Consider the following 13,244-nt stretch of genomic DNA (forward strand, 5'->3'; position numbering starts at 1 on the left):
TTGATTACGCCTGTATCACTCATTCTCATTACGCATGAAAAGGACCATCATGGTACGCAAAGCTTTACTCTCTTCCGCTTGCATTTTCGCTATCGCATCAATTGCCAGTCCTGCAGCCGCGCAGCAGTCAACAGCTGATGGCGATGACACTGCTATTGATAAGCCGGTAAATGATGATGATTTCCATGAAGAGACAGGCATTGTCGTTACCGCGCCTTTTTCGCTGGATTTGAACATATTGGCGGGCACGTCCTCCATCTCTGGCGATACATTGACGCAGGAAATAGAACCGCAAATCGGTGAAATCCTGACCAAATTGCCCGGCGTATCAGCAACCAGCTTTACGCCAGGCGCATCGCGTCCGGTTCTGCGCGGTTTTCAAGGGCCACGGATATTGGTTTTGAATGATGGTCTTGGTACCGTTGACGTGTCTACAACATCTGCCGATCATGCTGTTACGGTAGAGCCACTATTGTTGGATCGTATCGAGGTGATCCGCGGGCCGGCCGTCCTTCTTTTCGGTGGCAATGCTCTTGGCGGTGCAGTTAATGCAATTGATAAGCGTATTCCGCGCTCGGTTCCGGAAGAAGATTTCCATTTCGATATATTGGGCAGCTATGCCACGGCGGCAGATGAACGCAGTGTTTCGGCCAGCCTTGATGTACCTTTGAGTAAACAGCTCGTTTTCCATATCGATGGCAGCTATCGCAACACCAATGATCTTGATGTTGGCGGTTTTGTCCTATCACCTGAATTGCGTGCAGAGCAGTTGGAAATTGTCGCGGAAGAGACCGAAGAAGGCAATCTTGACGAAGCGGCTGAAGCGCAAGAGCTTGCCGATCTTCAAGGCACAATTCCTAATACAGCAACTGAGACATACTCTTTTGGTGGCGGTCTTAGCTGGTTTGGTGAAGGTGGTTCCTTCGGTGTGTCATTCAGCTATCTAGACAGCAATTACGGCGTGCCAGAGCGGCCCGGCGCTGAACATGCTGAAGAAGAAGGCGAGGAAGGTGAAGAGGGCGAAGAAGAGGAAGGCCCAGTCACAATCGGCTTGGAGCAGTTTAAAGTTGATTTCCGCGGTGAGGTAGAGCTTCCCGGATTCTTCGAGAAATTGCGTCTGCGCGCTTCTTATGCTGACTTTCAGCAGATCGAATTTGAAGGTGACGAAGTCGGCACCGTCTTCGACAATCAGGGTATTGAAGCACGCGGCGAGTTGGTTCAGCGCGAACAGTCTGTCGGCAATGGCAGCTGGCGCGGTGCAAGCGGCGTGCAATATGGTTTTCGCGACTTCGCTGCGATTGGCGCTGAAGCGTTTGTCCCGCCAAATGAAACCAGCCAATTTGGCATTTTCACACTGCAAGAACTGACATTCGGCAAGGTTGATATTGAAGGTGCATTGCGCTTTGATTCTGTTGATGTCTCATCCAATGTTATTGGCATTGACCGTGATTTCACCAGCTTCTCCGCTGCACTTGGCTTTGGCTATACCGTCACAGACGGCGCAAAAATCGGAATTAACTTTAACCGCTCTGAACGTGCACCTGTAGCGGAAGAACTGTTTTCCAACGGTCCACATATTGCGACAGCCGCTTTTGAAATAGGCGATCCGACATTTGGCACCGAAACCAGCAATGGCGCAGAGATTTATCTGCGCATTGATCGCCCAAATTGGCAATTTGCCGTTACCGGTTATTATAATGATATTGACGATTTCATTATTGATGTGCCGACAGGCGAAGAAGAAGATGAATTGCCAGTATTCCAGTTCATTCAGGACGATGCCGAATTTTACGGTGTCGAGATTGAGGGTTCGGTATTGTTGGCACGTGCTGGCAAGTTCAATATTGTTGCTGATGGCGTGGCCGATTTTGTTCGGGCATCGCTGGATACAACGGGTCCGGTTCCACGTATTCCGCCGCTGCGCATATTGGGCGGTCTGGAAGCACAAAGCGCCGATATCAACGCTCGTGTAGAGGTGGAGTGGTTTGATGATCAAAACCGCAATGCAGCGTTTGAAACAGAAACAGATGGCTTCACATTTGTGAACGCACAAGTTTCCTGGAAGCCGCTGGGCCGTGATGGGAATGTCACATTGCTGGCCTCTGCCAATAACATTTTTGATGTTGTAGGTCGCCGCGCGGCCAGTTTCACTAAAGATTTTGCGCCATTGGCCGGCCGTGACTTCCGCGTATCCGCCAAATTGAGCTTCTAAATCCATGTTGTTCACTCGGCAATGCTGGGCGAACGCATTTTGGACAATAGATATGAAGAACTGGCCCTGATATGTATCGGGGCCAGTTTTTTATGGCTTGATAGTCACTGATAGGAAACCCGGCATTGGGCCATTCCAGCCATCATCAGGGCCATCCGCCTGATCTGAACCTTGGTTCTGATTGGGCCGTTTCTCACGGACGTGTTTGGCTTCTTTCTTGGGCGCAGAAGCCTTATCCGCCTTATTCGCCGAAGAAGGCTTCTTCCTTGCATTAGGCTTTTTGGCAGATCGCTTATCACTATCGTCACTTTTTGACTGAGCAGCGCCAGCGAGCGGATTTTCCAGCTCAGGAATCGACATGCCAGTGAGTTTTTCGATATTGGCGATATGCTCGGCATCGTCATCGGTGTAAAATGTAAAAGCCTTGCCAGTTGCTCCAGCACGCCCTGTTCGCCCGATACGATGGACATAATCATCAGGATGCCATGGTGCGTCAAAATTGAACACGTGGCTGACACCTTTTATATCAAGGCCGCGCGCAGCAACATCTGATGCGACCAGAATATTTATGGTCTCGTCTTTAAATCTGTCGAGTTCTTTCAGGCGTTCTTCCTGTGCCATATCGCCATGAATCTCGCCGGAATCAAAGCCGTGGCGCTTCAGGCTTTTGTTCAACTCTCTTACCGTGGTTTTGCGGTTACAGAAGATGATGGCTGTACCCATATCATCAGCGTCCAGCAGGTTGCGTAGCAATTCACGCTTACGGCGGGGGGCAACGGCAACCTTGGTTTGCGCAATAGAGGTGTTCGCTGTAGCCGGGCGTGCAACCTCAATATTTTTGGGATTGGACAAGAATTTGTCTGACAGTTTTTTGATCGGCGGCGGCATTGTGGCCGAAAACAACATGGTTTGCCGCGTTGTCGGCAATTTGTCGCAAATCTTTTCAATATCCGGGATGAAACCCATATCAAGCATACGGTCTGCTTCATCAATGACCAGCAATTCACAGCCATTGAGCAGAATATTGCCACGGTCAAAAAGGTCCATCAAGCGGCCAGGCGTTGCGATGAGCACATCGACGCCTTTTTCAAGCGCCTTGACCTGATCTCCCATGGAAACACCGCCGATCAGTAAGGCCATTTCCAGCTTGTGATACTTCCCGTAATTCTCAAAATTCTCGGCGACCTGAGCGGCCAATTCCCGTGTTGGCTCTAGGATCAGTGAGCGCGGCATTCTTGCTCTTGCCCGGCCATGCGCCAATATATCAATCATTGGCAGCACGAATGAGGCGGTTTTGCCAGTGCCAGTTTGCGCAATGCCGATAATATCGCGCATCATAAGAACGGACGGGATAGCCTGCGCCTGAATAGGCGTAGGCTCTGTATAGCCGGAGTCTGTTACGGCTTTTAACAATTCGTCGGAAAGGCCGAGATCGGCAAAATTCATATGATTATCCGGAAAAACAATGACCCACTATGCGCCACAAGCGATTTATCGCATTATTAGTGATGCAGGCTTTGCGTTGGAAAACGGAAAAAGTCAATTGTTCTGATATGTCATGCACTCTGGCAGTACTGTTTTGTCAATCGTCTTGCGGCACCAATTGGCGAATCCGCTCCAACTCACAACGCGCGCCTGAGCGAGCCTGCAGGATATCGCGATCAATGCATAATTTACCGTCCGCACTTTGCTCCAGATAAAAGCCAGAGTAAAAATCCCGGGAGCGGCAGACTTTTTCCAGCTGAGCGCTTATAATCCGTCGATCTCGAGTGTATAGCAGCAATTTATTGCTGCCGGATATTTGCACGCCGGCAATGTCCTTCATAGGAAGGCATTTGCCAATTTTCTTTTCTTTCCAATCTTTGGTGAGCTGGTTCTGATTGATTGCGCTTAAAGGCAGGCGATTGCTATTGGTGCGTGGAATACGGATTGTAATCCGGCGTTCAATTCTAACCTGTCTTTGAATATTCTGCCGACGAAAAGCGTTGATCCATTGTTGCCAGGGCTGATGCTCTTGCGCGCTTTCTTCAGAGACAGGCTCAGGCGTGACAGAATCTTCGGGCGCCACAGCCGGTGCAGCTGGGCCAAAACCCGCGCCTAACCAGAACAAGAATGCAGCAGAATATGACATTTTTGAGAATCAAACTCCTTTACCCGCAACGGCTTTACGCCAAAGAATTGAACATGAAATGAATTATAGTTCAGCTACGGGAAAATTTACCCTATATCGCGCATTCCATAATGGCTGGAACGATCATATATAAATGGTGGACGCTAACCCATCTGCCGTGCGGCCAGCACAAGAGTTTTTAAAATAGCTTTCAACGCCGCGTATAGAGTGGCTTTCTGGGCGAGGAGAAACATCATGGGCATATCCTCACAGTATGACGCAGATATGGCGTCTTTATACGCGCTCTCACAAGGCGCACACGCGCCGCATGTAACGATTGATCAAAGTGATATACAGCCTTGGCTGACAGATTGGCGTGGGCGCTATACTGGTAATGCTATGGCCTCGGTGTCACCGCGCAATGTCAAAGAGGTCCAGCATGCGGTGCATTGGGCGCGCCATTACAATGTTGCTTTGGTCCCTCAAGGTGGCAATAGCGGCATGGTAGGTGGTGCAACACCCGATGAAAGCGGTCGTTCGATCATTCTTTCATTGCGCAAGATGACGGCTATTCGCGATATAGATATAGACGGGCGCACTGTGGTTGCTGATGCGGGTGTGGTGCTCCAAAACCTGCATGAAGCAGTGGCCGAAAAGGATTTGCGTTTTCCGCTGACATTGGGCGGAAAAGGCTCCGCAACAATAGGCGGATTGGTCGCCACCAATGCTGGCGGTACGCAGGTGCTGCGCCATGGCAATATGCGGGCATTGGTTGCAGGTGTTGAGGCTGTATTACCCAATGGTGAAGTTTTTGACGGGCTAAAAGCACTGAAAAAGGATAATCGCGGTTTTGATCTTAATCAGCTTTTGGTTGGGTCGGAAGGTACTATTGGCATCGTCACCGCGGCGCGTCTGCGTCTGGTTCCACAGCTGATTGATCGCACGGTCATCTGGGCCGGATTGGACACTATTCAACAGGCCCGCAAATTGTTGCTGCATTGCCAAGAAATGTGCAGTGCAGCGGTGGAAGGTTTTGAGGTTATCCCGCAAACCTGTCTTGATGCTGTGCTGAAGCATATACCGGCCACCAAAGCTCCCTTATCATCACGCCATGACTGGTATTGCCTTATTGAACTTGTGCAGGATGACCCGGCACAGCATTCACCGGCAACATTGGCTGAGGCTATTATGGAGCAGGCATTAAAAAAAGACTTGGTGCAAAATGCTGTGATTTCGGCAAGTGAAGCGCAGACTGAAGCCTTTTGGAAATTGCGCGATTCCATATCAGAGGCAGAACGTGCTGCTGGGCCTGCTGTTCAGCACGATATTAGCGTTCCTGTTCAAGATATGCCGGATTTTATCAGCACGGTCATTCCGCAGGTTGAGCAGCAATTTGCAGGCACACGCGCCATTGCCTTTGGTCATTTGGGGGATGGAAATGTGCATTTTCATGTTATTGCTCCCCAAGGCAGCATATCCGAAAAATGGTATGCTGAAGACAGCAAAGCGATTAGTGATTGGGTTTATCGGCAAGTTATGGCGTGGGGCGGGTCAATTTCTGCTGAGCATGGAATAGGTCAGATGAAGCGCGATATACTCCATGAATTAGACAGTCCGGCGCGTATATTCGCACTTAAGGGGATCAAACAAGGTCTGGATCCGGCGAATATAATGAACCCAGGCAAACTTATTAGTAACTTATAGCGCTTGCACCATTGCACAAGACTGCGTAATGGCTGGCACAATTTGATGCTTTTCGGAGAATGATAATGGCTAGTGCGCCGCAACCTACAAATTTGCCGCTTTTTTATAATAACCTTGTTCCTTTAAACAGCAAAGAACATGCAACTTGGAAAGCCCGCCTTATCGACAGAGCGGACTTTTTGAAAAAGCAACATGCTGTTCCATTGACCGCAGAGGAATTCCCCGCTGCACAGCGCCATTATCCAATCATTTTCTCAGCGGGTGAGCGGCCTGTTCCACTGGCTCTTATGGGTCTGAACGAAGGCGTAAATGTCTATTTGGATGATGAAGGCAAGATGAAGAATCAGGTTTATATCCCTGCTTACATCCGTCGTTATCCTTTCCTGCTCGCAAAATTGCGCCCCGAATCAGAAGAATTGTCCCTATGCTTTGACCCTGAAGTTGAAGCCATTGGCGAATTTGAAGATGGCGAGCCACTGTTCAATGAAGACGGCACGGCAAGCGAGTCAACCAAGCAGATCCTGGCTTTTTGTGAGCATTTTGAACAAGCAGGTGCGCGCACCGCAGGATTTGTTGACGAAATTCAGAAACTGGACTTGTTGATGGATGGTGAAGTGTCCATTCAGCAAATAGGAAATGATAAGCCATTTGTTTATCGTGGTTTCAAAATGATAAATGAAGAAAAATTGCGTGAACTGCGTGGTGACGAATTGCGTAAGATGAACCAAAATGGTCTTTTACCATTGATCCATGCGCACCTTTTCTCATTGCAAGTGATGCGTGAAGTCTTCAGCCAACAGGTTGCAGATGGCAAGGTACCGCAAGTTACCAACGCACCAACCGCCTAATAGATTTTTCAAAGCCAAAAGAACGGGTCGCTGCCACTATGGTTGCGGCCCGTTTTTCTGTGGCGCTTATGCGTTGTGGCGGTCCAGCAGGCTGTCCGCAACATTGCGGAAAAGGCGCCATGTCGCTGGTATTGATTTGGTGGCCAGCAATGGGCCGATAACATTTTCAAACTGTGTGCGATTATCTGCCATCGCGCAGCGCAGCATCTTGCACATAATGGCTTCGTCCAATGTGACTGTTCGGCTGCAAGGCGGCGCGACCATGAATGGACCTTCCCATATATTGGCCAGGCTTGTCATTAACCTGTGCATGTGCGTCGCTGCTTTTAACGAGCCAAGGCGACAGGTGAGGATTTGCGTTACGTCTAACCCCTTTTGGCCAGAAATCACCCCGAAGCGAAACGCCAGCAGTGCGGAAACTTCTTCCGGCGTAAACGCTGATAGCCGTGCTTTCCCGCTATAATATTCGATACGGCGCGGATTATCTTTCAGGTCATTATCCAATTTCATCCGATCAGATGAGCAGTGCGTTCGATCATGAGGTGACATAGCGTATTTCCTTCTTTCCATGATTATACAATAATGATAATCATTTGCAATAGCAAGAAAGATAGATGCATATATAGCGGTGAAATAACCGTGCGAGCCCAAAATGGCGGACAATAAGGCACGGGTTTCTGAAGCAGAGGAAGCGTAAAGCCGTTCTTTTGCGATGATTTTAGAATGCTATCTCTAACAAGAAGAAACTATTCAGCCGCCTGAACTTTGAGGCACGAAGAGGCGTAATCATGCGCAGCATTGGCCATATCGCATAGCAATGACTGCATTTGTCCGATGGTGCTGGCGGGTTCGCCACAATTATCAAGATAAAGTGCGCGATCAAATTCAATTTGTACCGCCTGAATATTCCGACGGCTATCGGCATGGCGACTAAGCACATAACCGCCCGCATAGGGAGTGTTTTGCTCAACAACCAAACCATAAGAACGCGCCGTATGCGCCAATATGTCCATAAGGGATTGGTCTGCGCTGGCACCATGGCGATTGCCGAATACAATTTGTGCAGAGGGCTGCGCGTTCGTTCTGCCGCGCGGAAGGCTTGGCATGGAGTGAACATCCAACAGAACAGAGCAACCATGAATATTGCGACGCTGCGTCAGTCTGTCAGACAGTGCGTCGTGATATATTGCATGTGTATTGACGATGCGGGCCTTTACATCGTCCCAATGCCATTGCGTCCGCCAGATATCACCATATCCGGCCAAGCGGCTTGGAATAAGGCCTAAACCGGCATTGGCCTTCATCGCATAAGGCAGCTCTTGTTGTTGCGCCAAAATCTGTTTGCGCATGTCTCTAGGTAAAGCTGTAAGATTGCTTAAATCTATATCTGCCGGGTCGCGGTTCAGATCAATCCATGCTCTCGGCGCGCGAGCAATAATCGCGCAATAGCCAGCTTCGACAGATTTGCTGACCAGTTGATCAGCATAGCGATCTTCCAGCTTTTGCAGAGCATTTTGCGGCAACCGCGCATTGTTTAATATATATTGCGGGTAGTCACGCCCGGCGTGCGGGACAGACAAAATGACCGGTGATATAAGCGCATCATCATCGCCATTCCGGCGAACCCAATATGCCTTATCATCAACGAAATGCGCGGGAGCATTATTGTACGTCATTACGGCTAGCCCGGCTCCACGTCTGGCGAATTGGAGGTTAATCAATGGCGGGACGCGCTTAAGATGTAAAGAGCAAGCATGCAAAGAACCGGAGACGGAGCTAAGGCTGCACCATCAAAGGCTGGGCAATGACAAAGCGATTAATCAGCAAAAACCAAGGTTAATTGGTAAACAGGCTGGAGTTTTTTAACGTCTGTCTATTATAGCAGCATTCAGTCAATGAGCTGAACAACGATCAGACGTTATAAAATGGGTGTGGTGCAAGAATGAATCGAATATTGCTGGCAGAAGATGAAGAAGCAATGCGCACCTATTTGAAGCGTGCATTGGAAAAGGCAGGATATTCTGTCACCGATGTTGATCGTGGCACTGTTGCTGCACCATTGCTGGAACAGGATGAATTCGATCTGCTGCTCACAGATATCGTGATGCCAGAAATGGATGGCATTGAGCTCGCACAGCATTGCGCCAAAGTTGCACCAAAAACCAAAGTCATGTTCATTACAGGTTTTGCTGCGGTCACTCTTAAGGCTGGGCAAGCGGCGCCCAATGCGCGTATCTTGTCAAAACCCTTTCATCTTAAAGATCTGGTGCTGGAGGTTGATCGCGTTCTGGAGAATGCCGATCCCTGTGGTCTTTAAGAGAATTAACGCCCCATCAAAGGCAAAATACGCTTGCCAATCAGCAACAGCCTAGCTAATGGACGCAGCCTGTCATTAAGTGACAGAAAATGATCTGTGGGCGTATAGCTCAGTGGTAGAGCACTGTGTTGACATCGCAGGGGTCGGAAGTTCAACTCTTCCTACGCCCACCATCATTTCCTTCACCTTCACGATTTTAAGATAAGCATTGGCGAGCGTTGGCGCGGTTTTTCATGATGGGCCTTCTGCTTTGGCAAATGGTTGGTCATAGCGCCCTTAGCTGACGCTACGGCAGGCTAGAGCTTGCCTTGCCATAGGCAAAAAGCCGTAGCATTAGCCGTAAATTTCGGCTTAAGTCGGGCTATGCAACTATCTGAACTTCTAAAAAATGCCGTTATTGCCGGTGGCAAAGCGCAAATAGAAATCCCATCAACATGGATGCAGGGCCGAACCACCTATGGCGGGTTATCCGCGGCATTGGCCCATCATGTTGCACGGCAGAGCTTTCCCGATATTCCCCCGCTACGCTCTGCGCAAATTGCTTTTGTTGGCCCCATTGCCGGTGAATGTGACATAGTGGTTGAGCAAGTTCGGCGCGGCAAGAATACGGCCTTTGTGACTGCGCGTGTCACCTATGGCGATGGTGTCGGCATGATCTGCACTTTCATCTTTATGAACCCGCGTGATAGCAGCATTGTGCATCACGGTCTGGATGTTGACGCGGCCGATATGCCGCCTATTCCGGCAGATGAAGATGTGCGCCATGGACCGCCGGAATTTTTTACCTATCATCTGGATTATCCCGATAAGCGAATTGATTTGAATGGCAACACCACAAAGCTGGAGGCGTGGCATAGGCTGCGTGATGATGGCCCATTGGCGCCGGGGCGTGATGTGATGACTGAGCTATTGTGCATCGGTGATGGCCTGCCACCATCAGCCATGGGATTGATGACCAAGTCAGGGCCGGTCAGTTCGATGAACTGGCAAGTCAATATGCTGAGCGATAAGCCGGTTACGCGGGATGGCTGGTGGCTGCTCACCTCCGAAACCCATCATGCGGACAATGGCGCCAGCAGCCAATATATGACTGTACGCAATGCCGATTTAGAGCCTGTTATGACAGGCATGCAGTCGGTGGCGCTGTTTGTCTAAAGCAAAAAGAGAGGGCGCAAAATGAAAACACGCATTACCGAAATGCTGGGCGTTGAATATCCTATAGTGCAAGCGCCAATGGGTTGGATAGCGCGCAGCAATCTGGCCAGCGCTATGTCCAATGCCGGTGGTTTGGGCATCATCGAGACATCTTCGGGAGAGCTTGACAATATCCGTGATGAAATCCGCAAAATGCGTGAACTGACGGCTAAGCCTTTTGGCGTTAACATTGCGCAGGCTTTTGTGCGCGACCCCAGCATTGTTGATTTTATTGTCGACCAGGGCATCAAATTCGCCACCACTTCGGCAGGCGATCCCAATCGCTATTGCGGGCCATTGAAAGAGGCTGGGCTGACAGTTTTTCATGTGGTCCCCAATCTGGCAGGCGCGATCAAGGCTATTAATGCCGGGGTTGATGGTCTGGTGGTTGAAGGCGGCGAAGGCGGCGGCTTTAAGAATAAAGATGAGGTTGCGCTGATGGTGCTCCTGCCGTTGATCCGTGAAAAGGTTGATGTACCGATTATCGCGGCGGGCGGCATCACTTGCGGGCGCACCATGGCCGCGGCTTTTGCTTTGGGGGCAGAGGGCGTGCAGATGGGCACACGCATGGTGAGCGCCGCTGAATCGCCAGTGCATGACAATTGGAAGCAGTCCATTATTGATGCGAAAGAGACGGATACAGTTTTCCTGAATCGCCATGGCAATGGCCCGGCGCTGCGTGCGTTGAAAACCGAGCGAACAACAAAATTGGAAACCCAACCAAGCGACAATATTTTTGGCGAGATGGCTAATGCGCTCGACCTGTATTTTGGCGGGGATATGGAGGCGGCGATTGCCCTTTCTGGTCAGGTTGCAGGGCGTATTGACAGTGTCAAACCCGTTAAACAGATTGTCGATGAGATTATGGACGAATTTCACAAGGTCGCAGACGCGATCCACAAGCTATAATAACAAGAGAGGATAAGCGCATGAAAACACGCATAACAGAGCTATTCGGTATTCAGCACCCGATCATTCAGGGCGGCATGCATTATGTCGGCTTCGCGGAGATGGCGGCAGCAGTGTCCAATGCTGGTGGGCTGGGTATTATCACCGGCCTGACACAGAAATCGGCAGCAGATCTGGCGAATGAAATCGCTCGCTGTAAGGATATGACCGATAAGCCTTTTGGTGTGAACCTGACCTTTTTGCCCGTCGTCAATACACCTGATTATGCCGGCATGGTCAAAGCGATCATTGAAGGCGGGGTGAAAGTTGTTGAGACAGCAGGCAATAACCCGGTGCAGGTGCTGCCCGCTTTGCATGAGGCGGGTATTAAGGTCATCCACAAATGCACCAGCGTGCGGCACGCATTAAAGGCGCAGAGCATTGGCTGTGATGCTGTGTCTGTTGACGGTTTTGAATGTGGTGGCCATCCGGGTGAAGATGATATTCCCAATATGATATTGCTGCCCCGTGCCGCGGATGAACTGGATATTCCCTTTGTTTCCTCTGGCGGACAGGCCGATGGACGCAGCCTTGTGGCATCTTTGGCCATGGGTGCAGACGGCATGAATATGGGCACACGTTTCATTGCCACCAAAGAGGCACCCGTGCACCAGAATGTGAAAGATGCAATCGTTGCTGCCTCTGAGCTGGACACGCGGCTTGTTATGCGCCCGCTGCGCAATACAGAGCGGGTGATGAACAATGCGGCGGTTGAACGCTTGTTGGAGATTGAGAAAGAAAAAGGCGATGATCTGCAATTCACTGATGTGATTGAACAGGTCGCCGGGGTCTATCCTAAAATCATGATGGAAGGCACCATGGATGCAGGCGCATGGTCATGCGGCATGGTTGCCGGACTGATCAACGATATCCCGACATGTCAGGAGCTGATTGACAATATCATGGCTGAAGCGGAAGCGATCATCAATAAGCGGCTGGCCGGGTTTCAGGCTGGCTGAACATGGCCAATCAAGCGCAACAGGGCATGATGATGAGCGATCAGGAGCGTGCACTCTGTGCTGCGCGGTCTAATCATGTCGATTATGCTGCGCGCGATGCCATGCATTATCTGGGCAATTATGAGCGGATTATCCCTGCCAACTTGACCCGTATGATGGAAAATGCCCATGATTGGGAGCATCTGCCCTTTGTCCATGCATCCAGCTTTGCAGGCATTGATTGTCTGGACCAAGGCCCATGGGGCTGGCGCGCTCGCCTGCATTTGCCGCAGGATAAAGGCGGCGGAACGCAACTTCTTGATCTGATAGCCGATAATGAACGGCATTATTGGGTATCGACCGTCTTTTACGGCATGGGTGAGGGGATGGAAATTCACACTCAGGCCAGCCAGCATGATGACCAGCATATCAAGGTTGATGTTGGCTTTTACCTGCCTGAAGCGCCACCCAATGACGAAATGGCGGCGATGGTGCTAAGCTATATGCAAAGCCAATATGCCACGCTTTATGATGAAGATGCGGCATTGATGCAGGGGCGTCAGGCGGCACTGGATGCGCGCAAGAAACGATCCGCACATAAGGATGAATTGACCAAGATATGCTTGGGGCCGCTATCTGATTTTGCGACTGATAAGGCGTATCATTTGGAAACACCCAATGGCGCAGTGGTATTGCGACATGTTGACGGCCATTGGACAGTCCATGACGCAGTCTGCCCCCATATGCTGGGGCCGCTTGAAGGCGATTGCCTTAAGGATGGCGTGTTGACCTGCCCATGGCATGGCTATCGTTTTGACGTGGAAAGCGGCAAAAACCTAGACGGCAAATGCGGCGGGTTGCGCCAATATTGGCGGGTGGAGGTTAAAGGCAATGAATTACAGCTGATATCTGGCCGTTAAATTTTCCGGTAAAGGTCTGTAAAATATCTGCTCATCATGATATTCTCCTAAAT

The 13,244-nt window shown here is 50.2% G+C and carries 12 protein-coding genes and 1 tRNA gene; 9 read left to right on the forward strand and 4 right to left on the reverse strand.

The features are described 5' to 3' along the window. Window positions 1-49: 49 nt before the first annotated feature. On the forward strand, window positions 50-2,212 hold the full coding sequence (locus ACR9YC_RS04585) for a TonB-dependent receptor (protein ID WP_438730481.1): 2,163 nt from the start codon (window positions 50-52) through the stop codon (window positions 2,210-2,212). A 90-nt stretch (window positions 2,213-2,302) separates the two neighbouring features. Here ACR9YC_RS04585 and ACR9YC_RS04590 read toward each other — a convergent pair whose 3' ends face one another. Further along, window positions 2,303-3,658 (reverse strand): DEAD/DEAH box helicase, encoded by a 1,356-nt coding sequence (locus ACR9YC_RS04590; protein ID WP_438730484.1) that lies wholly within the window; start codon window positions 3,656-3,658, stop codon window positions 2,303-2,305. Window positions 3,659-3,794: 136 nt separating this feature from the next. Then, window positions 3,795-4,343, reverse strand: a complete 549-nt coding sequence (locus tag ACR9YC_RS04595) for a hypothetical protein (RefSeq protein ID WP_438730486.1) — start codon at window positions 4,341-4,343, stop codon at window positions 3,795-3,797. A gap of 234 nt (window positions 4,344-4,577) precedes the next feature. Between ACR9YC_RS04595 and ACR9YC_RS04600 the strand changes: the two genes are divergently transcribed. Together ACR9YC_RS04600 and ACR9YC_RS04605 are read left to right on the forward strand one after the other, a co-directional pair. After that, complete coding sequence (locus ACR9YC_RS04600; protein WP_438730489.1) at window positions 4,578-6,026, forward strand: FAD-binding oxidoreductase; 1,449 nt, start codon at window positions 4,578-4,580, stop codon at window positions 6,024-6,026. A 65-nt stretch (window positions 6,027-6,091) separates the two neighbouring features. Beyond that, on the forward strand, window positions 6,092-6,874 hold the full coding sequence (locus ACR9YC_RS04605) for a SapC family protein (protein ID WP_438730492.1): 783 nt from the start codon (window positions 6,092-6,094) through the stop codon (window positions 6,872-6,874). 66 nt (window positions 6,875-6,940) lie between these two features. Here the strand turns inward: ACR9YC_RS04605 and ACR9YC_RS04610 are convergent, their stop codons facing one another. Together ACR9YC_RS04610 and ACR9YC_RS04615 are read right to left on the reverse strand one after the other, a co-directional pair. Then, a complete protein-coding gene (locus ACR9YC_RS04610; protein WP_438730495.1) occupies window positions 6,941-7,423 on the reverse strand; it encodes a hypothetical protein in 483 nt (160 codons plus the stop codon). Window positions 7,424-7,620: 197 nt separating this feature from the next. After that, window positions 7,621-8,550: an N-formylglutamate amidohydrolase gene (locus ACR9YC_RS04615; protein ID WP_438730498.1), complete on the reverse strand. Its 930-nt coding sequence runs from the start codon at window positions 8,548-8,550 to the stop codon at window positions 7,621-7,623. Window positions 8,551-8,816: 266 nt separating this feature from the next. On the opposite strand from ACR9YC_RS04615, the gene cpdR reads away from it, so the two are divergent. The 6 genes from cpdR (at window position 8,817) to ACR9YC_RS04645 (ending at window position 13,191) form a co-directional block, all read left to right on the forward strand. After that, entirely contained in the window at window positions 8,817-9,191 is a 375-nt protein-coding gene (gene cpdR, locus ACR9YC_RS04620; protein ID WP_438730501.1) for a cell cycle two-component system response regulator CpdR, read from the forward strand. Between the two features lie 98 nt (window positions 9,192-9,289). Next, a tRNA-Val gene (locus ACR9YC_RS04625) sits at window positions 9,290-9,364 on the forward strand. A 190-nt stretch (window positions 9,365-9,554) separates the two neighbouring features. After that, window positions 9,555-10,346, forward strand: coding sequence for a thioesterase family protein (locus tag ACR9YC_RS04630; RefSeq protein WP_438730504.1), 792 nt, complete (start codon window positions 9,555-9,557; stop codon window positions 10,344-10,346). 21 nt (window positions 10,347-10,367) lie between these two features. Next, window positions 10,368-11,294 carry an NAD(P)H-dependent flavin oxidoreductase gene (locus ACR9YC_RS04635; RefSeq protein WP_438730507.1) on the forward strand — a complete coding sequence of 309 codons (927 nt, stop codon included), beginning with the start codon at window positions 10,368-10,370 and terminating at the stop codon, window positions 11,292-11,294. Window positions 11,295-11,314: 20 nt separating this feature from the next. After that, window positions 11,315-12,292, forward strand: a complete 978-nt coding sequence (locus tag ACR9YC_RS04640; RefSeq protein WP_438730509.1) for an NAD(P)H-dependent flavin oxidoreductase — start codon at window positions 11,315-11,317, stop codon at window positions 12,290-12,292. A 2-nt stretch (window positions 12,293-12,294) separates the two neighbouring features. Beyond that, window positions 12,295-13,191 carry a Rieske 2Fe-2S domain-containing protein gene (locus ACR9YC_RS04645; RefSeq protein WP_438730512.1) on the forward strand — a complete coding sequence of 299 codons (897 nt, stop codon included), beginning with the start codon at window positions 12,295-12,297 and terminating at the stop codon, window positions 13,189-13,191. Window positions 13,192-13,244 lie beyond the last annotated feature (53 nt).

Origin of the sequence: Parasphingorhabdus sp. DH2-15 (genome assembly GCF_051668705.1) — a bacterium.
Lineage (GTDB): Bacteria > Pseudomonadota > Alphaproteobacteria > Sphingomonadales > Sphingomonadaceae > Alterisphingorhabdus.